The organism is uncultured Phycicoccus sp. (assembly GCF_947495705.1).
Taxonomy (GTDB): Bacteria; Actinomycetota; Actinomycetes; order Actinomycetales; family Dermatophilaceae; genus Phycicoccus.
Genome location: NZ_CANLZR010000001.1, coordinates 164,204 through 186,906 on the forward strand (window position 1 = coordinate 164,204; position 22,703 = coordinate 186,906).

Here is a 22,703-nt window from a genome sequence, read left to right on the forward strand (position 1 = left end):
CGGCCGCCGGTGGGGCTCAGTCCTCGCCGGCGGCCGTTCGCGTGCGCAGGAGCCGGCGGAGCGAGTCGAGACGGGAGCGGCCGGCCGGGCCCGCGGAGCCGCTCTCTACCCACGCGTCGAGGGCGCACTCCTCCTCGTCGTGGGTGCACCCTCGGGGGCAGCCGGCGGTGCCCGGCTCGAGGTCCGGGAAGTGCTGGATGATGCGCGCCGGGTCGACGTGGGCCAGCCCGAACGAGCGGATTCCGGGGGTGTCGATGACCCAGCCGTCGTCGTCGGGCAGGGCCAGCGCCACGGCCGAGGTCGAGGTGTGCCGACCCCGCCCGGTGACGACGTTGACCACGCCCGTCGTGCGCGCGGCGTCCGGGACGAGGGCGTTGACGAGGGTCGACTTGCCGACCCCGGAGTGTCCGACGAGGACGCTCACCCGGCCGGCGAGGACCTCGCGCAGCTCGTCGAGGCCGGTGGTGCCGTCGGGGCCGCGGGAGGTGACGACGTGCCGCACCGACAGCGGCGCGTACTGATCGAGGAACGGGGTCGGGTCGGTGAGGTCGGCCTTGGTGAGCACGAGGACCGGCTCCATCCCGGCGTCGTACGCGGCGACGAGGCACCGGTCGATGAGCCGGGGGCGGGGCTCGGGGTTGGCGAGCGCGCTGACCACGACGAGCTGGTCGGCGTTGGCGACGATGACCCGCTCGACCGGGTCGGTGTCGTCGGCGGTCCGGCGCAGCAGCGTCGCCCGCGGTGAGATGCGCACGATCCGGGCGAGGCTGCCGTCGGCGCCGGAGGTGTCGCCGACGAGGTGCGCCTCGTCACCGACGACGATGCCCTTGCGGCCGAGCTCGCGGGCGCGCATCGCGAGCACGACGTGCGCGTCGGGGCCCTGGCCGACCAGGGTCGTGTAGCGGCCCCGGTCGACGGCCAGGACGCGGCCGGGGACGGCGTCGGCGTGGGCAGGGCGCTCCTTGGTGCGCGGCCGGGAGCCGCGGCGGTTTGGCCGGATCCGGACGTCGGACTCGTCGTAGTCCCGCGAGGACCTCGCCATCAGGCGTCCGCTGCGACCCGCTCGTGGAGCATGCGGTCCCACAGCGTCGTGAACTCGGGCATCGTCTTGGCGACCGTGCCGACGTCCTGGACCAGGACCCCGGGGACGGCGAGCCCGAGGACCGCGCCCGCCATGACCATGCGGTGGTCGGCGTAGGTGTGCCAGACCCCGCCGTGCAGCGGCCGCGGGGTGATGCGCAGGCCGTCCGCGGTCTCGTCGACGCCGCAGCCGAGGCCGGCCAGCTCGGCGTGGAGGGCGGCGAGCCGGTCGGTCTCGTGGCCGCGGATGTGCGCGACGCCGCGGATGACGCTCGGCCCGTCGGCCAGGGCCGCGAGGGCGGCGACGACGGGGGTCAGCTCGCTGGAGTCGTGGAGGTCGACGTCGATCCCGCCGATGCCGTCGCCGCCGGTGACGGTGAGGCCGGAGCGGTCGAGGACGACCTCGGCCCCCATCATGTCGACGACCTCGCGGATGAAGTCGCCGCCCTGGGTCGTGTACTGCGGCCACCCCGGGACGTGCACGCGGCCCCCGGTGACCAGCGCCGCGGCGAGGAACTGGGCGGCGTTGGACAGGTCCGGCTCGACCTGGACGTCGAGCGCGTTGACCTCGCTCGGTTCGACCCGCCAGGTGTGCGGGTCGGCGTCGTCGACGACGACCCCGGCGTCGCGCAGCGTCTCGACGGTCATCTCGATGTGCGGCAGGCTCGGCAGGGCCCGGCCCTCGTGGCGGACGGTGATCCCCTCGTCGAAGCGGGCTGCCGACAGGAGGAGCCCGGAGACGAACTGCGAGGACGCCGAGGCGTCGATGGTGACCGCCCCGCCTCGCACCGAGCCGGTGCCGTGCACGGTGAACGGCAGCCCGCCGCGGCCGTCGTCCTCGACCCGGACCCCGATGGTGCGCAGGGCGTGCAGCACCGGCGCCATCGGGCGGTGCCGGGCGGCGTCGTCGCCGTCGAAGGAGACCGGCCCGTGGGCGAGGCCCGCAACGGGGGGGACGAAGCGCATGACGTTGCCCGCGAGGCCGCAGTCGACCGACCCGCCGCCGCGGATGGGCGCCGGCGTCACGAGCCAGTCGCCGTCGTCGACGTCCTGCACGTGGGCGCCGAGCGTCCGCAGCGCCTGGGCCATGAGGTGGGTGTCCCGAGAGCGGAGCGGGGCCCGCAGGCGGGACGACTCCGAGGCCAGTGCGGCGAGCACGAGGTACCGGTTGGTCAGGGACTTGCTGCCGGGCAGGAGGACGCGGGCATCGACCGGGTCCGTGACGGCGGGTGCCTCCCAGTCAGCCGAAGGCATGCTGCGCCTGGGCGGCCTTGAGCCGCGCCTCGGTGGTGGCGGTCTTCGCGAGGTGCCGCGCCTCGCGGCGGGTCTGGCGCGCCGCCCGCTGCACGCTCTCGCCGGCGAGGTGCGCCCGGTACGCGAGACCGGGCCGGCCCTCGGTGTCGACGGCCGCGAGGAGGAGCCCACCGAGCAGCCCGAGGTTCTTCAGGAGCTGGGTACGCTGCTCGGCGCGCACCTGCGGGTCGTCCTCGGCCCAGAACCGGTGCTCGGCGACGGTGGTGGGGACGAGCGTGGCGGCGAGCACCGCGGCCGAGGTACGCGGGAACCTGCCGAGCGCGAGCATCGTGCCGGCCCCGACCATGACGACGCCGTTGGCGCGCACGAGGAGCTCGGTGTCCTGGGGGAGCCGGAGGAGCGGAGCGAGCTTCTCGACGACGGGCCGGGCCGCGTCGGCGCGGACCGACGGGTGCTTGAGCCGGTCGACACCGCCGACGACGAACATCGACGCGAGCAAGGGTCGGGCCACGCGGCGCACGACGGACATCCGCTACCTCCGGGTCGGTTCTCCTGGTCGGGACTTCCTTCCCTACCGTAGTTGCTCCGGGTGTCGCTGCGTAGCCTGAGCACCATGTGTGGGCGCTACGCCGCGACGGCCAACCCGGACGAGCTGGTCCTGGAGTTCGAGGTCGACCAGGACCGCACCGCCGAGCCGTCCCGCAGTGTGCTCGTCAACCCCCAGCAGCCCGCGCCGGGACGGCCGGACCACAACATGGCCCCGACGAAGCAGGCGCCCGTCGTGCTGACCCGGGCCCGCCGCGACGACACCTCCGTCGACCCCACCCGGCAGCTGCGGCTGCTCACCTGGGGTCTCGTGCCGAGCTGGGCGAAGGACACCCGGGTCGGGGCGCGGATGATCAACGCCCGGGTCGAGTCGGTGGCCGACAAGCCGGCCTTCGCGCGCGCCCTCGCCGCCCGGCGCTGCCTCGTGCCGGCGCGCGGGTGGTACGAGTGGCAGGCGTCGCCCACGGCCGTCGACGCCAAGGGCAAGCCCCGCAAGCAGCCGTTCTTCACGACCCGCGCCGACGGGGCCAGCGTCGCGATGGCGGGGCTCTACGAGTTCTGGCGCGACCCGGCCGTCCCCGACCGCGACGACCCCGACGCGTGGCTCACGTCGTTCACGATCGTCACCGGGCCGGCCGAGCCCGGCCTCGACCGCATCCACGACCGGCAGCCGATGGTGCTCGAGCCGGGGGAGTGGGCGCAGTGGTTGGACCCCGCCACCGGGGCCGCCGACGCCGTCGCGCTGCTGGCCCCGCACGAGCCCGGCCGGTTCACGGCCTATCCCGTGTCCCGGGCGGTCAGCAGCAGCCGGTCCAACGGCCCGCAGCTCCTCGAGCCGCTCCCGCCGGAGGAGCTGGTGGGGGTGGTCGACCCGATGACGGGCGAGGTGCTCGGGGGCCCCGGGTGAGCGAGCGGCTGGTCCCGACGCCGGCCGGGCCCGCCCGAGCGACGACGTCGGACCCGGCCGGCCCGCCGGTGGGCACGCTCGTCGTCGGCCACGGTGCGGGCGGGCTGCGCTGGACCGACGACGTGACCGCCGTGCGCGACGCCGCGGTCCGCCACGGCTGGCGGGTGGTCCTGGTCGACCAGCCCTGGCGGCTGGCGGGCAGGCGCGTCGGCCCGGGCCCGGCCGCGCTGGACCCGGCCTGGCTCGCGGTCCTCGCCACGGTGCCGCGCGTCGGTCCACTCGTCGTCGCCGGGCGCAGCGCCGGGGCCCGGGTCGCCTGTCGCTGCGCGGGCGAGGTCGGCGCGGACCTCGTCGTCGCGCTGTCCTTCCCGCTCCACCCGCCCCGGCGGCCCGAGCGGTCGCGGGCCGACGAGCTGGCCCGACCGGGTCGTCGCGGCATCCCCGTGCATGTCGTCCAGGGCCGCAGCGACCCGTTCGGCACCCCGGAGGAGGTGCGCCGGGTGCTGCCGCCGGGGGCCGGCCTCAGCGAGGTCGACGGCACCCACTCGCTGGAGCGCCGGGCCGACGACGTCGCGGCTGCAGTGCTGACCGAGATCGGCCGCCGGTGGGAGCGCTCGGTCACGGAATGACCCGGGGGACGCGGACGTTCCATCCTCGTCATCGCAGCTTCCGAGGGAAGGTCCGCCCGTGTTCGTGCTCGACACCTCGGCCCCACGGCGGTCGGGGCTAGGGTGGGAGGCGATGAGTACCTCCCACACCCCGCTCGAGGAGACCCCGGCCGAGGTCGACGTCGCCACCGAGACGACCGCCGAGCGTCAGGCTCGCTTCGAACGCGAGGCGCTCCCGCTGCTGGACCAGCTGTACGCGGCGGCCATGCGCACGACGCGCAACCCCGCGGACGCCGAGGACCTGCTCCAGGAGACCTACGCCAAGGCCTACGCGGCCTTCCACCAGTACAAGCCCGGCACCAACCTGCGGGCCTGGATGTACCGGATCCTCACGAACACCTACATCAACACGTACCGCAAGAAGCAGCGGGAGCCCCAGCAGTCGGACAGCTCCGACGTCGAGGACTACCAGCTGGCACGTGCCGAGTCGCACACCTCCGCCGGGCTGAAGTCCGCCGAGGCGCAGGCGCTGGAGCACCTGCCCGACACCGAGGTGACGCGGGCCCTGCAGGAGCTCCCCGAGGACTTCAGGATGGCGGTCTACCTCGCCGACGTCGAGGGCTTCGCCTACAAGGAGATCGCCGAGATTATGGGCACCCCGATCGGGACGGTGATGTCCCGGCTGCACCGCGGGCGCCGACAGCTGAGGTCGATGCTCACCGAGTACGCCCGGGACCGGGGACTCGTCGGGGCGGAGGAGGTCTGATGGGTCACACCGAGCACGAGGGCCACAGCGACTGCTCCGAGGTCCTGCACCACATCTACGAGTACCTCGACGGCGAGATGAGCCCGGCCGACGTCAAGCGGGTGGCGACCCACCTGGCGGAGTGCCGGCCGTGCCTCGCCGAGCACGACCTCGACGCCGCGGTCAAGCAGGTCGTCAAGCGGTCCTGCCACGAGGAGACCGCACCCGCGACGCTCCGGCTGCGGATCGTCCAGCGGATCACGACGGTCACGAGGACCGACCTCGACGGCTGAGCACCTCCGGACACGACAGGACCCGGTGTGCGCGGCACACCGGGTCCTCGTGCGTCTGAGGCCGCTCAGGCGTTGGGGCGGCGGCCGTGGTTGGCCTTGCTGCCCTTGCGCGAGCGGCGCTTGCGGGCGCGCTTGCTCATGGGAACCTCTCCGACGGTGCTGGAACCGACCGACACCAAAACAGATGTGGTCCCTGTAATTGTCGCACATCCCCCTGCGTGGGATGCTGTGCCCAACTCCTCACCGCCCCGGAGCACGTAGGTGATGGAGCCTCACCTCTGAAAGGAAACGCACATGCGCATCTTCCGCACCACTCTCGCCGTTCTCGCTCTCGTCGTCGTGGGGATCGCCGCGCCGTCCTCCGCCTCCGCCAAGCCGTCCACGGGGTACACCTGGCAGGGCGGCTACACCTGGCAGGGCGGCTACACCTGGCAGGGCGGCTACACCTGGCAGGGCTGAGCCCCATCAGGCTGAGGTCGAGGAGGTCGGCCCCGGGGCGACGAGCCGTACGTCCCGATGTGCCCGTGCTCGGGTACATCGGAGTCGTCGTCGCCCTGGCGGTCGGCCTCCTCGCCTTCCTCATCGGCCGGTACGGCGTCTTCCCGACGTGGGAGTTCGCCGTCTTCGCCGTCCTGGCCGTCGGGCAGCTGCTGGCCGGCGACGTCGTCGTCGAGCGACGCGTCGTCCTCTCGTTCTCCAGCATCGTGCTGCTCGCCGGGCAGGCGATCCTCGGCCCGGCGGGCGCCGGGCTGCTCGGTCTCGGCATGGGGGCCTTCGAGGGGCGGTCCGTCCCCCTGCGCGCCCGGGTCTTCAACGCCGCCGAGGTCGCGATCTTCAGCGGGCTCGGCGGACTCGCGTTCCTCGTCGCCGGGGGGACGGCCGACCCCGCCCAGCTGCAGGACACCAGCGACATCGTGTTCCGGCTGGCGCTGCCGCTGCTGCTCGCCGACATCGTCCAGTTCCTCGCCAACGTCCTGCTGCTCGCCGGCGTGGTGCGGGTGGCGCAGGGTGTCCCCGTGTCGGTCCAGGTCCGCACGCTCGTGGGGAGCACCGGTGCCGCGTACATCGGCTACGGGATCATCGCCTTCCTCCTCGTCGTCCTCTGGCGTCCCGCCGAGCTCGGCCCCGTCGCCGTCCTCCTCGTGCTCGGGCCGCTGCTCGTCGCCCAGTGGGCCTACCGCCAGCACGCCGAGGAGCTCACCGGGCAGGGCCGGGCCCTGCAGGTGCTCGTCGCGGCGGTCGAGGCCAAGGCCCCGCACCTCACCGGGCACAGCACCCGGGTCGCCGAGCTCAGCGGCCACATGGCCCAGCACCTCGGCCTGCGCCCTCAGATGGTCAGCGACACCCGGGTGGCCGGCATGCTCCACGACCTCGGCCAGACGAGCCTGCCTACCGCGCTGGTGCGCAGCGGCGACCCCGCCGCCGACTCGTTCAGCACCTACCCCGCCCGCGGCGCGGACCTGCTGCGCGGCCTCAGCTTCCTCGCGGGGGCGCTGCCGGCGATCGAGGGCCACCACACCGCCCTCGACGCCGACGACCACCCCGCCCTGCCCGCCCGGATCGTCGGGGTCGCCGACGCCTACGACCTGCTGACCGAGGTGGGCACCCCCGACGGTCTCGTCCTGCGTCGGGACGAGGCCATCGAGATCCTCCGGGGGCGCCCGCACGTCGACGCCGAGCTCCTGCAGGCGCTCGAGGCCTCCCTGGCCCGGCGGATCGGCGAGGAGGTCAGCCGGTGACCTCGGTGTTCCGGCTTCCCAGCAGGCCGGTCGCAACCACGGTGCTCGGCCTCGGACTCGTCGGCCTCGGCCTCGGCCTCGCCGGGTCCGGCAGCCGCCTCGGGACCCTGATCGCCACACACGCACCCGCCCTGGTCGTCTTCGTCGGGGTGATCGCCGTCGGCGACCTCTTCCGGCTGCGGATGCCGAGCGGCCGCGAGACGGCGCCCTTGGCCTCGGCCTCCGCTCTGGCCGTCGCGTTCGTCGGGACCATCAACGGGGAGGCCGTCTTCGACATCGACCCCGGGCTCGTGGCCCTCGTCGTCACCGTCGCGCTGGCGCTGGCGGCGGCAGTGCACCGGGCCCAGCACCGCTCACCCGGCGTCCCGCAGCTGGCCGCCCGACTGCTCGGGGTCGGGCTCGCTGCCGTCCTGGCCCGTGAGGTCGGGCCCGAGGGGGCGACGCTGTGGGACGACCAGGCGCTCGAGGGGTACGCGCGAGGTCTCGTCGCCGTGGGGCTGGTCGGCGTCGCCCTCGTCGCCATCGTCGTCGAGCTGGTGCTCGTCTCCGCCATCCGCGCCGAGCGGCAGCGCAGCCCGTGGACCGCGGCGGTGCGCGACGAGCTGACCGAGGCGGCCCCGCTGACGCTCGCGGTCGTCGTCACCGGGCCGATGGTGGCGCTCATGGCCCCGGTGCTCGGGCTGGTCGCGCTCCCGGCAGCCCTGGTGCCCCTGGTCATGGCGTACGCCGCGGTGGGGCAGTTCGCCCGCAACCGGGCCACCAACAGGCAGCTCATCGCCACCCTGTCCGTCCTCACCGAGGAAGGCGGGTACACCCGGCGGCTGCACGCCGAGCGGGTCTCCGGGCTCGCGGTCCGCGTGGGCCGGGTGCTGGGTCTGGGGGACCGGGAGCTGCGGGACATCGAGTACGCCGCGTTGCTGCACGACCTCGGCCAGATCTCGCTGCGGGACCCGATCCCCGACGGCGCGACCGTGCTCGCCGCGCCGGCGGACCAGCGGGACATCGCCGCTGAGGGGGCGCGGATCATCCGCCGCGCCGAGACCCTCGACGTCGTCGCCGCGTACGTCGAGGCCCAGACCACGCCCTACCGGCTCGTCCGTGAGCTCGGGGAGCCGGTGCCGATCGGGAGCCGCATCATCAAGTGCGCGAACGCCTTCGACGACCTCACCCAGGGCTCGTCCGACCCGGCTCGGGTCACCGCCGCCTTGGAGCGCATCCACCTGGGCCTGGGCTACGAGTACGACCCCGACGTCGTCGACGCGCTGTCGCGGGTGGTCGAGCACTCCTCCGTCGGCCGCCTCGCCGAGGAGCCGCTGCTCGCACGCTAGAGTGCCGTAGCCGACCGCCGCGAGCACGAGGGGACCCGTGGACCGTCTCACCCCAGTCGTCTTCCACGACGCGTGGGGATCGCGCGTCGCCATCGCGAGCCTGCAGGGTCGCGCCGCCCCCACCGCGGAGCCGGAGTCCGAGCTGTGGATGGGCGCGCACGAGAGCGGCCCCTCCGGCACCGACCGCGAGGGCTCACCGCACCTCGCCGCGGTCGTCGCGCAGGACCCCGCCCGCGAGCTCGGCCAGGAGTGCGTGGCCCGGCACGGTCACCGGCTCCCGTTCCTCCTCAAGGTGCTCGCCCCCGGCCGGGCCATCTCGATCCAGGTGCATCCCAGCGCCGAGCAGGCCCGCGAGGTGCGGGCCACGACCGGCGACGCGGTGTACGTCGACGACTCCGCCAAGCCCGAGCTGCTACTCGCCATCGCCCCCTTCGAGGTCTTCGTCGGGATGCGGGAGCCGGCCGTCGTCGCCGAGATCGGGCGGCGGCTCGCGGTGCCCGCGTTCAGCGCGGCGGTCGCCGCCGGGCAGGACGCCGACGACCCCGCGCACGCCGTCCTGAGCGCGGTGCTCGCCACCCCCGAGGCCGAGGTCGCGGGCTTCGTCCGCGAGGTCGTGGCCGCGTGTGTCCGGCTCTCGGGTCGTGCCGACGAGATCGGGGTCGCGGCCGCGACGGTCGTCGAGGTCGCCGAGATGCACCCCGACGACATCGGGCTCGTCGTCCTCCTCCTCATGCACCACCGGGTGCTCGCGCCGGGGGAGTACATCGACGTCGCGGCCGGGGTGCTGCACTCCTACGTGCGCGGGCTCGGCGTCGAGGTGCTCGCGAACTCCGACAACGTCGTGCGGGCCGGCCTCACCTCGAAGGAGGTCAACGTCCCCGAGCTGCTGCGGATCGTGGACCCCCGGGCGGGCGGCGTCGCGGGGCACGGGCGGGTCGTCGCCGAGGGGGTCGAGGTGTTCGACTCCGCGTCCGACCGCTTCCTGCTCCACCGGGTCACGCCCGGGCGCGATGTTCCGGGCGTCGGCCCGCGGATCGTCTTCTGCCTGCGCGGCGGGATCACGCTGACCTCCGCGTCGCGGAGCCTGGACCTCGGCGACGCCGAGTCCGCCTTCCTGCCCGCCGGTGAGGGCGCCGTGCGGCTCGACGGCGACGGTGAGGTCTACGTCGTCGCGGTCCCCGATCTCGGTTCCGGCTGACCCGACGACGACGGCGGGCGCCCCCCGTGGGGACGCCCGCCGTCGGTCGTGCGGTGGGGCCTCAGCCCTGCTTGGTCTCGGCGAAGATCGCGGCGATCTCGTCGATCTTGGCGAGCAGCTCGTCGGCCTTCGCGGCGTCGAGCTCGCCCTTGGTGCCGGCGGCCCCCGCGAGCTTGGTCGCCTCGTTGAAGAGCGTGTGCAGCTGCGGGTACTTCTCGAAGTGCGGCGGCTTGAAGTAGTCGGTCCAGAGCACCCAGAGGTGGTGCTTGACGAGCTCGGAGCGCTGCTCCTTGATGATCATCGCGCGGACCCGGAAGTCGGGGTCGTCGTTGTCCGCGACCTTGGCGATGATCGCCTTGACGGACTCGGCCTCGATGCGGGCCTGGGCGGGGTCGTAGACGCCGCACGGGAGGTCGCAGTGAGCAGAGACCTCGGTGATGCGGAACGGGGACAGCATGTGTCGCTCCTACTCTGTCGGGGGACCTTCGGTCGTTCCTCAACCTACCCCAGCGGCCGCCACACCAATCCGATGACCGTCCCCTCGATCCGACCGCCGGCGAGGGGTCCCACATCGAAGGAGGTGACGCCCTCCGCGGCGTTGTCCGAGTCCATCCACCAGTGCTCGGGGGCGCCGGGCGCCGGGCCCGTGATGCGCTTGACCGCCAGTGGTCCGGGGCTGCCGTCGGTGCCCGGGGGCAGCCGGACCACGTGGGCGCGGCCGGGGCGTGGCCGGCCTCCCCGCAGGACGAGGAGCACGTCACCGTCGCGATAGGTCGGCAGCATCGAGCGGCCCCGGACCCGGACGAGCACGAGGGCGCGGCGTCCGGGCATGGCAGCGATCCTGCCATCGGCGCGACGTGCGTCACACCACGAGGTCGGCGGCCCGCGAGGGCGCTGTGCCAGAATGAGGGCCTCCGGCGGCCACCCCCGCCCCGCGACGACCGAGACGCACCCTCCCTCGGGCCGCACCCAGACTCCCCTCCGCCGCATCGCGCGCGCAGCGTGGTGCCGCTCGTCGTCCCCCCGAGGAGACTCCCGTGTCCGCGTCCCCCGTGCTGCCGTCCTTCGACCCGGAGAGCCCGGTCTTCCGGGCCCACGAGGGCGGCAAGCTGGGTGTACACGCCACCCAGCCGCTGCGCGGACGTGAGGACCTGTCGCTGCTCTACACCCCGGGGGTGGCGGAGGTCTCGCTCGCGATCGCCGCGGACCCGACCCTCGCGGCCCGCTACACCGCCCGCGGCAACACGGTCGCGGTCATCAGCGACGGGACCGCGGTGCTCGGTCTCGGCGACATCGGCCCGCTCGGGGCCATGCCCGTGATGGAGGGCAAGGCGGTGCTGTTCAAGCACTTCGCGGGGATCGACGCCGTGCCGGTCGTCATGGAGACCGGGACGGTCGAGGAGCTCGTCGAGGCCATCGCCCGCATCGCACCCTCGTACGGCGGCATCAACCTCGAGGACATCTCGGCGCCGCGGTGCTTCGAGATCGAGGAGCAGCTCAAGGAGCGGCTCGACATCCCGGTCTTCCACGACGACCAGCACGGGACCGCCATCGTCGTCCTCGCGGGCCTGCACAACGCCGTCCGGGTGCTCGGTCGCCAGCTCGCCGACCTCCGGGTCGTCGTCGCGGGTGCCGGGGCCGCGGGGGTCGCCGTCACCCGGCTCCTGCAGCGCGCCGGTGTCCGCGACGTCGTCGTGTGCGACTCGCGAGGCATCGTCCACCCGGCCCGGCCCGACCTCGGGGAGCACAAGCAGCGCCTCGCCGTGTCGACGAACCCGCGGGGGCTCACCGGCCCGCTCGGGGTGGCCCTCGCCGGAGCCGACTGCTACATCGGGGTGTCCGGAGGCACGGTGCCCGAGGCCGAGGTCGCCTCGATGGCACCCGGAGGGATCGTCTTCGCCCTGGCCAACCCGACGCCCGAGGTGCACCCCGACCTCGCCCACCGGCACGCGGCGGTCGTCGCGACCGGGCGCTCGGACTTCCCGAACCAGATCAACAACGTCCTCGCGTTCCCGGGCATCTTCCGGGGCGCGCTCGACGCCGGGGCCTCGCGGATCACCGAGGCGATGAAGCTCGCCGCGGCCCGGGCCATCGCCGACATCGTCGAGGCCCCCACCGCGGAGCGCATCGTGCCGTCGGTGTTCGACCCCGGGGTCGCCGAGGCGGTGGCCGAGGCCGTCCGCGGCCTGGCCCCGGTCCGGGCGCGTCCGGGCCGGCCGGCCGGAGGGTGACCTAGGCTGACCGGACCATGAGCGACGCCCCCACCTCCGCCGAGGCCGAGCCGGTCCGCCTGCTCACCGTGTGCACCGGCAACATCTGCCGCTCGCCGTACGCCGCCGTGCTCCTCCAGGACGGGCTCGAGTGGGCTCGTCCGGGGGCCTTCGAGGTCACGAGCGCCGGCACCCACGCGCTCGTGGGCCGCCCCATGGACCCCGGGTCGCGGAGCATCCTCGACGACCTGGGCGTCACGCGCACCGGGGCGCCCGCCCGCCTCGTCGTCGGCACCGTCGTCGCCCAGCAGGCGTTCGTCCTCGTCATGAGCGGTCGCCACCGCGAGCTCGTCCTCGAGGAGTGCCCGTCGGTGCACCGCCGCACCGTCGGCATCGTCGACCTCGCCCAGGCCCTCACCTCGGTCGCCGAGCGGTACTCGTGGCCGCACCTGCTCGCCGACTCCGGCGCCAAGGAGGTGCGCGGCCGGTGGCGCGTCCTGCCCGAGCTGCTGCTGGCCCTCGGCGCCATGCCCCAGCAGGTCACGGAGGTCGAGGACCCCTACGGGCGCGGCCCTGACGCGTTCGCCCGGATGGCCGGCCAGCTCGACGACGCCGTGCGCACGATCACCTACTGGGAGGCTCAGTTCCCCCGCTGAGCCAGGGCCTGCGCGTGGGCCCGGCAGGCGTCCCAGGTGGGGAGACGACCTGACGCCACCGCCTCCGCCAGGCTCGGGGCCGCCGCGTCCTTGGCCGACAGGAGCGGCTCGTCCACCGGCCACTCGATGGCCAGGTCCGGGTCGAGGGGGTGCACGCCGTGCTCCGCCGCGGGGTCGTACGTCGACGTGCACAGGTAGAGCGCCGTGGCCCCGTCCTCCAGGGCGCACAGCGCGTGCCCGAGCCCCTCGGTGAGGTACACCGCCCGGCGGTCGGTGGTGTCGAGCCGGACGCCCTCCCACCGCCCGAACGTCGGCGACCCGGTGCGCAGGTCGACGACGACGTCGAGGAGGCTGCCGGCCACGGCGGTGACGTACTTCGCCTGGCCGGGGGGCACGTCGGCGAGGTGCACGCCGCGCACCGTGCCGCGCGCGGACACCGACACGTTGGTCTGGACGATGTCGGGGCGATGCCCGAGGTGGCCGGCCAGGACGTCGCCGCGGAAGGACTCGAGGAAGACCCCCCGGGCGTCGGCGTGCTGGCGCGGGGTGACGACGAAGGCCCCGGGGATGGCGAGCGGGCGGACCTCCATCAGCGGGTCCGCCCCCGCGCGAGACAGGAGAGGAGGTAGTCGCCGTAGCCGGACTTCGCGAGGTCCGCGCCGAGGGCCCGCAGCGCGTCGTCGTCGATCCAGCCGGCCCGCCACGCGATCTCCTCGACGCAGCCGACCTTCTGCCCCTGCCGCGCCTCGACGACGTGGACGAACTGGCTGGCGTCCATGAGCCCCTCGAAGGTGCCGGTGTCGAGCCAGGCCGTGCCGCGGGGGAGGACGGTGACCGCGAGGTCGCCACGCCGGAGGTAGGCGTCGTTGACCGCGGTGATCTCGAGCTCGCCGCGGCCGCTCGGGGTGAGCGAGCGGGCGATGTCGACGACGTCGTTGTCGTAGAAGTAGAGCCCGGGGACGGCGAAGTCCGAGCGGGGACGCTCGGGCTTCTCCTCGATGCTGAGCACCGTGCCGTCGTCGGCGAACTCGACGACGCCGTAGGCCGAGGGGTGGCCCACGTGGTAGGCGAAGATGTGGCCGCCGCGGACGTCGGTGAGGCGGCGCAGCGCGGTGCCGAGCCCGGTGCCGTAGAAGATGTTGTCGCCGAGGACGAGCGCCACGCTGTCGTCGCCGATGAAGTCCGCCCCGATGACGAAGGCCTGGGCGAGCCCCTCGGGCCGGGGCTGGACGGCGTAGGAGAGCTCGATGCCCCAGCGCGACCCGTCGCCGAGGAGGCGCCGGAACTGGTCGGCGTCCTCGGGGGTCGTGATGACGAGGATCTCGCGGATGCCGGCCATCATCAGCGTCGACAGCGGGTAGTAGACCATCGGCTTGTCGTAGATCGGCATGAGCTGCTTGGACACCCCGAGGGTGATGGGGTGCAGCCGGGTTCCCGATCCGCCGGCGAGGACGATGCCCTTCATGGCTCGCGAGCCTAACCGTCGGTGCGGGGCGCGGCGGGCAAGTAGCCTGACCCGCATGAAGGTGCTAGTGACCGGTGGGGCGGGATTCATCGGCAGCAACTTCGTGCACCGGACGCTCCGGACGCGTCCGGAGGCCGAGGTCACGGTCCTGGACGCCCTGACGTACGCCGGGTCGACGTCCTCGCTCGAGGGGGTCCTGGACCGCATCCGCTTCGTCGAGGGCGACGTCGCCGACGCCGCGGCCGTCGACCCGCTCGTCGCCGACGCGGACGTCGTCGTGCACTTCGCCGCCGAGTCGCACAACGACAACTCCCTCGCCGACCCCTCGCCGTTCGTGCGGACCAACCTCGTCGGGACGTTCACCCTTCTCGAGGCGGCCCGCCGCCACGACGTGCGCTACCACCACATCTCCACCGACGAGGTCTACGGCGACCTCGACCTCGACGACCCGACGCGGTTCACCGAGGACACCCCGTACGCGCCGTCCTCGCCGTACTCGGCGACCAAGGCGGGCTCGGACCACCTCGTGCGGGCGTGGGTCCGCTCGTTCGGGCTGCGGGCGACCCTGTCGAACTGCTCGAACAACTACGGGCCGCGCCAGCACGTCGAGAAGTTCATCCCCCGGCAGATCACCAACGTCCTCGTGGGGCAGCGGGCGAAGCTGTACGGCGACGGGCGCAACGTGCGCGACTGGATCCACGTCGACGACCACAACGACGCCCTGTGGGCCATCCTGGACCGGGGCCGGATCGGGCACACCTACCTCATCGGCGCCGACGGCGAGGTCGACAACCGCGAGGTCGTGCGGATGGTCCTCGAACTCATGGGCCGCGACCCCGACGACTACGACCACGTCACCGACCGGGCAGGGCACGACCGCCGGTACGCCATCGACGCGGGCCGGCTGCGCCAGGAGCTGGGCTGGACGCCGCGGTACGGCGCCTTCCGCGACGGCCTCGCCGCGACGATCGACTGGTACCGCTCGCACGAGGCGTGGTGGCGTCCGGTGAAGGAGGCCACCGAGGCGAAGTACGCCCGCACCCAGCAGGTGCTCACCCGCTGATGGCGCGCTGGCTCGTCGCGGGTGCGGCCGGGATGCTCGGCACCGACCTCGCCGCCACCCTCGAGACGGCCGGGCACGCCGTCACGCGGGCGGACCTGCCGGGCCTCGACATCCTCGACCCCGCCTCGTGCGAGCGGTGGGCGGCCGGGCACGACGTCGTCGTCAACTGTGCGGCGTACACCGCGGTCGACGCGGCGGAGTCCGACGAGGCGCGGGCCTTCGCCGTCAACGCCGTCGGCGCCGCGAACCTCGCACGGGCAGCCGCCGGCGCCGGAGCCTCGCTCGTCCAGGTGTCCACCGACTACGTCGTCGCCGGCGACGGCTCCACGCCGTACCCGGCCGACGCGCCGGTCGCGCCCGCCTCGGCCTACGGGCGCACCAAGGCCGCGGGGGAGTGGGCCGCGCGCGCCGAGTGCCGGCGCACCTGGGTCGTGCGCACGGCGTGGCTCTACGGGGCGCACGGGGCGGGTATCCCCTCGACCGTCGCACGGCTGGCCGCCGACCGGGAGACCTTCGGCTTCGTCGCCGACCAGGTGGGGCAGCCGACCTGGACCGTCGACCTCGCCGCGGGCATCCTGAGGGTCGTCGAGGCGGGCGCCCCGTACGGCGTCTGGCACGCGACGAACGCCGGCGAGACGTCCTGGTACGGCCTGGCGCGGGCCGTGCTCGAGGAGCTGGGGCTCGACCCGGACCGGGTGCGGCCGATCGCGACGGCGGACTACCCGCTGCCCGCGCCCCGGCCCGCCTACAGCGTCCTGTCGCACGCGATGTGGCACGAGCACGGGCTCGCCCCGCTGCCCGACTGGCGTGACGCACTCCACCGGGCTGCGCCCCTGCTCTTTCCGGGCGGCGCTGGGTAGGGTCGGGCGCATGCTCGCCGCCTTCGCCCGGTCCCAGTCCGCCGACGACCCGCTGAGCGGCCTGGAGGTCGCCGAGCGCCCCGACCCCCTGGTTCCCGACGGCTGGACCACCGTGCGGCTGCGCACCGCCGCGCTCAACCACCACGACGTGTGGTCGCTGCGCGGGGTGGGGCTGCCGGCCGACCGGCTGCCGATGATCCTCGGCTGCGACGGCGCCGGGGTCAGCGCGGACGGCGACGACGTCATCGTCCACGCGGTCGTGGCGTCTCCCGGGTGGAGCGGCGACGAGACCCTGGACCCCAGGCGCAGCCTGCTCTCGGAGGTCCACGACGGCACCCTCGCGGAGGTCGTCACCGTCCCGACGGCGAACCTCGTCCGCAAGCCCGAGGGCCTGTCCTGGGAGCACGCGGCGTGCCTGCCGACCGCCTGGCTCACCGCGTACCGGATGCTCTTCAGCAACGCGGGCGTGCGCCCCGGCTCGACCGTCCTGGTCCAGGGTGCGGCCGGCGGGGTGGCGACCGCACTCGTCCAGCTCGGGTCGGCCGCCGGCATCAGGATGTGGGTGACCAGCCGTGACCCGGCGCGGGGCGAGCAGGCCGTGGCGCTGGGGGCGGACCGGGCGTTCGGCTCCGGCGAGCGGATGCCCGAGCGGGTGGACGCCGTCATGGAGACCGTCGGCGCCGCCACCTGGTCGCACAGCATCAACAGCCTCCGCCCCGGCGGCAGCATCGTCATCTCGGGCGCCACCTCGGGGGACGCCCCGGCCAAGGCGGAGCTGACGAAGATCTACTTCAAGCAGCTGCGGGTCATCGGCTCGACGATGGGCAGCCGTGACGAGCTCGAGAGCCTCGCCCGCTTCGTCGTCGGGGCCGGCATCGAGCCCCTCGTGGACTCCACGATGCCGCTGGCCGACGCGCGCGAGGGCTTCGCCCGGATGGTCGAGGGTCAGGTGACCGGCAAGGTGGTCTTCACCGTCTGAGACGGTGTGGAGGCCGCCACAGGACGGAGCCGGTCGGCGTTACCCGGCGGTAACATGGGGGAACCCCGTCCGGCCACCCGAGGAGCGCTCGTGAGCGCGACGTCCACCGAGCACACGGTGACCCTGCACGGTCACAGCTTCTCGTTCACCGACAGCGGCAGCGGCCCGACCCTGCTCTTCATCCACGGGATCCTCGGGTCCCAGCGCCAGTGGGCCCACCTGGTGGACCTGCTCGACGACGACCACCGCGTCCTCGTGCCGGACCTGTTCGGTCACGGCCGGTCCGACAAGCCGGTCGGCGACTACTCGCTCGGCGCCCACGCAGCCACCCTGCGGGACCTGCTCGACCGGCTCGGCGTGCAGCGGGTGACCCTCGTGGGGCACTCGCTCGGTGGGGGCATCGCCATGGTCTTCGCATACCTGTTCCCCGAGCGCGTCGACCGGCTGGTCCTGGTGTCGAGCGGCGGGCTGGGCCGCGAGGTGAGCCCGCTGCTGCGGTCCGCGACCCTCCCGGGCGCCGAGTGGGTGCTGCCCGTCATCGCCTCCGGCTGGGTCCGGGACCGCCTCTCCTCGACCGGTCGGATGCTGGGCGGCCTCGGGCTGCGGCCCGGCTCGGACCTGTCCGAGGTCTGGCGCGGCTTCACCTCGTTGGGGGACGCCGACACGCGCCGGGCCTTCCTCGCGACGACGCGCGCGGTCATCGACCCGGGAGGCCAGAGCGTCACGGCCCACGACTACCTTCCCGAGACGAGCCCCCTGCCGACCCTCGTCGTGTGGGGCACCCGGGACCGGATGATCCCCGCATGGCACGCCGCGTCGGCGGCGACGTCGATCGAGGGGTGTCAGGTCGAGCTCTTCCACGGGGCGGGGCACTTCCCGCACCTCGACGACCCCGACCGGTTCGCGGCCCTGGTCCGTGAGTTCGTCGTGCGGTCCTGACGGCAGGTCCTGCGGCGTGGCCCGAGGCCACGCGTGAGCGGGTCAGGAGATCTGTAGCCAGTCGGTCCAGCCGTTGTGCAGGACGAGCCAGGCGATGAGCCCGTAGCCCGCCTGACCCGGGTGGTGTTGGACGCGCGAGGCCGCGAGGTCGGTGCGCCACTGGTCGTGCTGGCGCAGCGGGCCGAAGCAGTCGACGAACGGGATGCCGCGGCGTGAGCACACGTCGGCCTGGGCGTCGACGAGGACCTCGAGACGACCGTTGACGTCGTCGTCGTCGCTCGGGGGTGGGCTGACGACGAAGGTGCCGACCCCCTGGCTCGCGGCGTCGTCGAGGAGGTTCGCGAGGTTGAGGCGGTGCCGCGCCAGCGACACCCCCGTCAGGATGTCGTCGGTGCCGACCGAGACGACGATGCGCCGCTCGGTGCGGCCGGCCCACCGGCGCGGCACCTCCGTGGTCCAGCGGTCGAGCAGGTCGGCCGTGGTGTCGCCGCGCACCCCGAGGTTGTAGGCGGTCAGCTCGAGGTCGGGGTGCTGGGTGCGACCGACGACCCGGGTGACCCACCCCTGGCCCTTGGGGTCGCCGACCCCCGCCACGAGGGAGGCGCCGAGGAACACGAGCGCGACGTCGCGCGGGCCGTCGGGGACGACGACCGCCTCCGGACTGGGGCGGAACTCGATGGGGGCGGACCCACCGTCGCCGGCCTGCTCGTCGGCCATGGCCTCTCTCACTCGTCCTCGTCGTCCAGGCGGGCCAGCCAGGTGGCGAGCCGCTCCACGGGTACCTCGAACTCGGGGAACTGGTCGACGAACGTCCTCAGCTGCTCGGCGAGCCAGTCGAGGGTGACCTCCTCGTCCCCCCGCCGCGTCTGGAGCTCTTCGATCCCGCGGTCGGTGAAGTACACGCCGGTGAGCCTACCGGCGCGCCGGCGTCACCTGTCGAAGGCGCGAGCGATGAGGTCGGCCTGCTCCGCCTGGTGCTGCTTGGTGGAGCCTGCCGCCGGCGAGGCCGACTTGGCGCGGGACACGACCCGGATGGGGCGGGTCTCGTCGTGTGCGGCGAGGGCGTCGGGCAGGTTGAGCGCCAGGAACGGCCAGGCGCCCATGTTCTGCGGCTCGTCCTGCACGACGACGACCTCGGCGTGGGGGTACCGCGAGAGGGCGTCGGCGAGCTCCTTGCCGGCGACCGGGTAGTACTGCTCGAGCCGCAGGATCGCCGTGGAGGTGTCCTCGCGCTTGGCCCGCTCGGCGAGGAGGTCGTAGACGACCTTGCCGGCCGCGAGGAGCACGCGGGTGACCCGGCCCTGGGTCGCGTCCTCGTGGTCGGGGATGACCGGGCGGAAGCCGCCGGTCGTGAAGTCCTCGGGGGAGCTCGCGGCGGCCTTGAGGCGGAGCATCGACTTCGGGGTGAAGACGATGAGCGGACGGCGCGGCCGGGCGTAGGCCTGACGGCGCAGCAGGTGGAAGTACGACGCGGGGGTCGAGGGGTAGGCGACGGTCATGTTGCCCTCGGCGCACATCGTGAGGAACCGCTCGATCCGGCCGGAGGAGTGGTCGGGCCCCTGCCCCTCGTAGCCGTGGGGGAGCAGGAGGACCACCGACGAGCGCTGGCCCCACTTCTGCTCGCCGCTGGAGATGAACTCGTCGATGATCGTCTGGGCGCCGTTGAAGAAGTCGCCGAACTGCGCCTCCCAGATGACGAGGGCGTCCGGGCGCTCGACGGAGTAGCCGTACTCGAAGCCCATCGCCGCGAACTCCGAGAGCAGCGAGTCGTAGATCCAGAACTTCGCCTGGCCCTGCCCGAGGTACAGCAGGGGGGTCCACTCGGAGGCGTTCTCCTTGTCGATGAGCACCGCGTGCCGCTGCACGAAGGTGCCGCGACGGCTGTCCTGGCCGGCCAGCCGCACCGGGGTGCCGTCGATGAGGAGCGAGCCGAGCGCGATGAGCTCGGCGGTGCCCCAGTCGATGCCGCCCTCGCGGGTGCTGGCCGCGCGCTTCTCGAGCATCTGCTGCAGCTTCGGGTGCACGGTGAAGCCCGCCGGCGGGGAGGTGAAGGTGTCGCCGATGTGCTCGAGCACCTCGGTGCTGATCGCGGTCTCGTCCGAGGAGTGCGTCGTCGCGTCGGCCTCGGGGGACTGGGCGGCCGGCGGCTCGAGACCCTGGCTGGCGGTGTCGGCCTCCTTGAGCGCCTCCTTGGTCTCGACGAAGACCCGCTCGAGCTGCTGCTGGTAGTCGCGCAGCGCGGCCTCGGCGTCCTCGACCGTGATGTCGCCGCGGCCGATGAGCGCCTCGGTGTAGAGCTTGCGGACGCTGCGCTTGGCCTCGATGAGGTTGTACATGAGCGGCTGCGTCATCGACGGGTCGTCGCCCTCATTGTGCCCGCGGCGGCGGTAGCACACGAGGTCGATGACGACGTCCTTGTGGAACTCCTTGCGGAACTCGTACGCCAGCTCGGCGACCCGGACGCAGGCCTCGGGGTCGTCGCCGTTGACGTGGAAGATCGGCGCCTGGATCATCCGGGCGACGTCGGTGGAGTACGTCGAGCTGCGCGAGCTGCTGGGCGAGGTCGTGAAGCCGACCTGGTTGTTGATGACGACGTGGACGGTGCCGCCGGTGCGGTAGCCGCGCAGCTGGGACAGGTTGAGGGTCTCGGCCACGACTCCCTGGCCCGCGAAGGCCGCGTCGCCGTGCAGGAGCACCGGCAGGACGGTGAAGTCCTCACCCGCGAGGTTGAGACGGTCCTGCTTGGCCCGGACGATGCCCTCGAGGACGGGGTTGACCGCCTCGAGGTGCGAGGGGTTGGCGGCGAGGTAGACCTTGGTCGTCGCGCCGGACTCCGCGGTGAACTCGCCCTCGGTGCCGAGGTGGTACTTGACGTCGCCGGAGCCCTGCACCGACTTGGGGTCCTGCTTGCCCTCGAACTCGCGGAAGATCTGGCCGTAGGACTTGCCGGCGATGTTCGCGAGCACGTTGAGCCGGCCGCGGTGCGGCATGCCGATGCAGACCTCGTCGAGCTCGTCCTCCGCGGCCCGCGAGAGGATCCGGTCCATGAGGGCGATGACGGACTCGCCGCCCTCGAGCGAGAACCGCTTCTGGCCGACGAACTTGGTCTGGAGGAAGGTCTCGAAGGCCTCCGCCGCGTTGAGCCGGCGCACGATGCGCAGCTGCTCCTCGCGCGTGGTCTTGCTGTAGGGGACCTCGACCTTGTCCTGGATCCACTGGCGCTGCTCGGGGTCCTGGATGTGCATGTACTCGACGCCGACGGTGCGGCAGTACGAGTCGCGCAGGATGCCGAGGATCTTGCGCAGCTTGAGGAACGGCTCGCCGCCGAAGCCGCCGGTGGCGAAGAACCGGTCCAGGTCCCACAGGGTGAGCCCGTGGTTCGTGATGTCGAGGTCGGGGTGGCGCCGCTGCTTGTACTCCAGCGGGTCGGTGTCGGCCATGAGGTGGCCGCGCACCCGGTAGGCATGGATGAGCTCCTGGACCCGCGCGACCTTGTTGATGTCCTCGTCGTGCGTGGCCGAGACGTCCTGCACCCAGCGGATGGGCTCGTAGGGAATGCGCAGGCTCTCGAAGATCTCGTCGTAGAAGCCGTCGTCGCCGAGCAGCAGCCCGTGCACGATCCGCAGGAAGTCGCCGGACTGCGCGCCCTGGATGATCCGGTGGTCGTAGGTGCTCGTGAGGGTGAGGGTCTTGCTCACGGCGTTGCGGTCGAGCGTCTCGCTGCTCGCACCCTGCCACTCGGCGGGGTAGTCCATCGCGCCGACGCCGATGATGGCGCCCTGCCCGCTCATGAGCCGGGGCACCGAGTGGACGGTGCCGATGGTGCCGGGGTTGGTGAGCGAGATCGTCGTGCCCTGGAAGTCCTCGACGGTGAGCTTCCCGGCCCGGGCCTTCTTCACGACCTCCTCGTAGGCGGTCCAGAAGTGGGCGAAGTCCATCGTCTCGGCGGCCTTGATCGACGGCACGAGCAGCTGGCGGGTGCCGTCGGACTTCGGGAGGTCGATGGCGATCCCGAGGTTGACGTGGGCCGGCGCGACGAGCACCGGCTTGCCCTTCTCGTCGTGCCCGAAGCCGTTGTTCATCTCCGGCATCACCCCGAGCGCCTTGACGAGCGCGTAGCCGATGATGTGGGTGAAGCTGACCTTGCCGCCCCGGCTGCGGGTGAGGTGGTTGTTGATGACGATGCGGTTGTCCACGAGGAGCTTCGCGGGCACCCCGCGCACCGAGGTGGCGGTGGGCACCTGGAGGGAGGTCTCCATGTTGGCGACGACCCGCGCGCCGGCGCCGCGGATGGGCTGGAAGCGAGCCTCCTCGAGGGGGCCGGCCTGCTTCGGGGCCTGCGGCTCGCGCGGCGTGGGCGCCGGGGCCTTGGCGTCGTCGGCCTTCTTGGCGTCGGCCGGCTTCTCGTCGGCCTTCTTGGCGTCGGCCGGCTTCTCGTCGGCCTTCTCGGCGTCCGCCTTCTTGCCGTCGGCCGGCTTCTCGTCCGCCGTCTTCGCGGGTCGCTGCTCGGCCGGCGCGGCGGGGGACCCGTTCGCGGAGCGGGTGTCCTCCGGGGTCGGCGCGAAGTGGCTCTCGCCGGGCACGTAGTCCTCGAAGAACTCCCACCACGCCTTGTCGACGTTGTGCTTGTCCTCCTGGTACTGCTCGTACAGCTCGTCGACGAGCCACTCGTTGGGTCCGAAGGCTGTCAGGGGGTCGCTGGACGGGGACTGCTCGGCCACGGGCTATGCGCCTCTTTCGTCGGCTGGTCTCGGGGGCGGTCGTGGTGTCACCCGCCAGCCTATTACTCCTGGGTCCGGGGCGCGCCGCCCCGGGCCGAGCGATGCGTGCCGG

At 73.3% G+C, this 22,703-nt stretch carries 24 protein-coding genes; 14 read left to right on the forward strand and 10 right to left on the reverse strand.

The window, feature by feature from the left end; all coding sequences use genetic code 11:
• Positions 1 to 16: 16 nt before the first annotated feature.
• The 3 genes from rsgA to Q0963_RS00820 are packed head-to-tail and all read right to left on the reverse strand — an operon-like array spanning position 17 to position 2,863.
• Positions 17 to 1,042 carry a ribosome small subunit-dependent GTPase A gene (gene rsgA / locus Q0963_RS00810; RefSeq protein WP_299441053.1) on the reverse strand — a complete coding sequence of 342 codons (1,026 nt, stop codon included), beginning with the start codon at positions 1,040 to 1,042 and terminating at the stop codon, positions 17 to 19.
• Positions 1,042 to 2,334, reverse strand: coding sequence for a 3-phosphoshikimate 1-carboxyvinyltransferase (aroA, locus tag Q0963_RS00815; RefSeq protein WP_299441056.1), 1,293 nt, complete (start codon positions 2,332 to 2,334; stop codon positions 1,042 to 1,044). Before aroA ends, rsgA begins: the two co-directional genes overlap by 1 nt.
• Positions 2,321 to 2,863 carry a DoxX family protein gene (locus tag Q0963_RS00820; RefSeq protein ID WP_299441059.1) on the reverse strand — a complete coding sequence of 181 codons (543 nt, stop codon included), beginning with the start codon at positions 2,861 to 2,863 and terminating at the stop codon, positions 2,321 to 2,323. Before Q0963_RS00820 ends, aroA begins: the two co-directional genes overlap by 14 nt.
• Positions 2,864 to 2,947: 84 nt before the next feature.
• Here Q0963_RS00820 and Q0963_RS00825 point away from each other — a divergent pair, with 84 nt between their 5' ends.
• From Q0963_RS00825 to manA, 8 genes are all read left to right on the forward strand, one after another.
• On the forward strand, positions 2,948 to 3,787 hold the full coding sequence (locus Q0963_RS00825; protein WP_299441062.1) for an SOS response-associated peptidase: 840 nt from the start codon (positions 2,948 to 2,950) through the stop codon (positions 3,785 to 3,787).
• Positions 3,784 to 4,416, forward strand: a complete 633-nt coding sequence (locus tag Q0963_RS00830) for an alpha/beta family hydrolase (RefSeq protein ID WP_299441065.1) — start codon at positions 3,784 to 3,786, stop codon at positions 4,414 to 4,416. Before Q0963_RS00825 ends, Q0963_RS00830 begins: the two co-directional genes overlap by 4 nt.
• Before the next feature lie 112 nt (positions 4,417 to 4,528).
• Positions 4,529 to 5,161 carry a sigma-70 family RNA polymerase sigma factor gene (locus Q0963_RS00835; protein WP_299441068.1) on the forward strand — a complete coding sequence of 211 codons (633 nt, stop codon included), beginning with the start codon at positions 4,529 to 4,531 and terminating at the stop codon, positions 5,159 to 5,161.
• Complete coding sequence (gene rsrA, locus Q0963_RS00840) at positions 5,161 to 5,433, forward strand: mycothiol system anti-sigma-R factor (protein WP_299441071.1); 273 nt, start codon at positions 5,161 to 5,163, stop codon at positions 5,431 to 5,433. Before Q0963_RS00835 ends, rsrA begins: the two co-directional genes overlap by 1 nt.
• A 294-nt stretch (positions 5,434 to 5,727) precedes the next feature.
• The gene (locus tag Q0963_RS00845; RefSeq protein ID WP_299441074.1) at positions 5,728 to 5,892 is read left to right on the forward strand and encodes a hypothetical protein; all 165 of its coding nucleotides are present in this window, start codon (positions 5,728 to 5,730) and stop codon (positions 5,890 to 5,892) included.
• A gap of 65 nt (positions 5,893 to 5,957) precedes the next feature.
• On the forward strand, positions 5,958 to 7,172 hold the full coding sequence (locus tag Q0963_RS00850; protein ID WP_299441077.1) for an HD-GYP domain-containing protein: 1,215 nt from the start codon (positions 5,958 to 5,960) through the stop codon (positions 7,170 to 7,172).
• Positions 7,169 to 8,500, forward strand: coding sequence for an HD-GYP domain-containing protein (locus Q0963_RS00855; RefSeq protein ID WP_299441080.1), 1,332 nt, complete (start codon positions 7,169 to 7,171; stop codon positions 8,498 to 8,500). Before Q0963_RS00850 ends, Q0963_RS00855 begins: the two co-directional genes overlap by 4 nt.
• Positions 8,501 to 8,537: 37 nt before the next feature.
• Complete coding sequence (gene manA, locus Q0963_RS00860) at positions 8,538 to 9,698, forward strand: mannose-6-phosphate isomerase, class I (protein WP_299441083.1); 1,161 nt, start codon at positions 8,538 to 8,540, stop codon at positions 9,696 to 9,698.
• Between the two features lie 61 nt (positions 9,699 to 9,759).
• On the opposite strand, the gene sodN is transcribed toward manA, so the two are convergent.
• Positions 9,760 to 10,155 carry a superoxide dismutase, Ni gene (sodN, locus tag Q0963_RS00865; protein ID WP_299441086.1) on the reverse strand — a complete coding sequence of 132 codons (396 nt, stop codon included), beginning with the start codon at positions 10,153 to 10,155 and terminating at the stop codon, positions 9,760 to 9,762.
• A 44-nt stretch (positions 10,156 to 10,199) separates the two neighbouring features.
• Positions 10,200 to 10,529 carry a S24 family peptidase gene (locus Q0963_RS00870; RefSeq protein ID WP_299441089.1) on the reverse strand — a complete coding sequence of 110 codons (330 nt, stop codon included), beginning with the start codon at positions 10,527 to 10,529 and terminating at the stop codon, positions 10,200 to 10,202.
• A gap of 206 nt (positions 10,530 to 10,735) precedes the next feature.
• On the opposite strand from Q0963_RS00870, the gene Q0963_RS00875 reads away from it, so the two are divergent.
• Positions 10,736 to 11,929 carry an NADP-dependent malic enzyme gene (locus Q0963_RS00875; protein WP_299441091.1) on the forward strand — a complete coding sequence of 398 codons (1,194 nt, stop codon included), beginning with the start codon at positions 10,736 to 10,738 and terminating at the stop codon, positions 11,927 to 11,929.
• A gap of 17 nt (positions 11,930 to 11,946) precedes the next feature.
• A complete protein-coding gene (locus Q0963_RS00880; RefSeq protein ID WP_299441094.1) occupies positions 11,947 to 12,564 on the forward strand; it encodes a low molecular weight phosphatase family protein in 618 nt (205 codons plus the stop codon).
• On the opposite strand, the gene Q0963_RS00885 is transcribed toward Q0963_RS00880, so the two are convergent.
• Both Q0963_RS00885 and rfbA read right to left on the reverse strand, forming a co-directional pair.
• A complete protein-coding gene (locus Q0963_RS00885; protein WP_299441096.1) occupies positions 12,549 to 13,154 on the reverse strand; it encodes a dTDP-4-dehydrorhamnose 3,5-epimerase family protein in 606 nt (201 codons plus the stop codon). The two genes, Q0963_RS00880 and Q0963_RS00885, sit on opposite strands and share 16 nt — an antisense overlap.
• Positions 13,154 to 14,029, reverse strand: coding sequence for a glucose-1-phosphate thymidylyltransferase RfbA (gene rfbA / locus Q0963_RS00890; protein WP_299441099.1), 876 nt, complete (start codon positions 14,027 to 14,029; stop codon positions 13,154 to 13,156). Before rfbA ends, Q0963_RS00885 begins: the two co-directional genes overlap by 1 nt.
• Before the next feature lie 55 nt (positions 14,030 to 14,084).
• On the opposite strand from rfbA, the gene rfbB reads away from it, so the two are divergent.
• The 4 genes from rfbB (at position 14,085) to Q0963_RS00910 (ending at position 17,870) form a co-directional block, all read left to right on the forward strand.
• The gene (gene rfbB / locus Q0963_RS00895; protein WP_299441102.1) at positions 14,085 to 15,092 is read left to right on the forward strand and encodes a dTDP-glucose 4,6-dehydratase; all 1,008 of its coding nucleotides are present in this window, start codon (positions 14,085 to 14,087) and stop codon (positions 15,090 to 15,092) included.
• A complete protein-coding gene (gene rfbD / locus Q0963_RS00900; RefSeq protein WP_299441105.1) occupies positions 15,092 to 15,952 on the forward strand; it encodes a dTDP-4-dehydrorhamnose reductase in 861 nt (286 codons plus the stop codon). Before rfbB ends, rfbD begins: the two co-directional genes overlap by 1 nt.
• Before the next feature lie 10 nt (positions 15,953 to 15,962).
• The gene (locus Q0963_RS00905; RefSeq protein ID WP_299441108.1) at positions 15,963 to 16,931 is read left to right on the forward strand and encodes a zinc-binding dehydrogenase; all 969 of its coding nucleotides are present in this window, start codon (positions 15,963 to 15,965) and stop codon (positions 16,929 to 16,931) included.
• Between the two features lie 90 nt (positions 16,932 to 17,021).
• Positions 17,022 to 17,870 carry an alpha/beta fold hydrolase gene (locus Q0963_RS00910; RefSeq protein WP_299441111.1) on the forward strand — a complete coding sequence of 283 codons (849 nt, stop codon included), beginning with the start codon at positions 17,022 to 17,024 and terminating at the stop codon, positions 17,868 to 17,870.
• 42 nt (positions 17,871 to 17,912) lie between these two features.
• Here the strand turns inward: Q0963_RS00910 and Q0963_RS00915 are convergent, their stop codons facing one another.
• The 3 genes from Q0963_RS00915 to Q0963_RS00925 are packed head-to-tail and all read right to left on the reverse strand — an operon-like array spanning position 17,913 to position 22,591.
• Positions 17,913 to 18,587 (reverse strand): GDSL-type esterase/lipase family protein, encoded by a 675-nt coding sequence (locus Q0963_RS00915; RefSeq protein ID WP_299442413.1) that lies wholly within the window; start codon positions 18,585 to 18,587, stop codon positions 17,913 to 17,915.
• A gap of 8 nt (positions 18,588 to 18,595) precedes the next feature.
• On the reverse strand, positions 18,596 to 18,772 hold the full coding sequence (locus Q0963_RS00920) for a DUF6104 family protein (protein WP_299441114.1): 177 nt from the start codon (positions 18,770 to 18,772) through the stop codon (positions 18,596 to 18,598).
• Positions 18,773 to 18,799: 27 nt separating this feature from the next.
• Entirely contained in the window at positions 18,800 to 22,591 is a 3,792-nt protein-coding gene (locus Q0963_RS00925) for a multifunctional oxoglutarate decarboxylase/oxoglutarate dehydrogenase thiamine pyrophosphate-binding subunit/dihydrolipoyllysine-residue succinyltransferase subunit (protein WP_299441118.1), read from the reverse strand.
• Positions 22,592 to 22,703 lie beyond the last annotated feature (112 nt).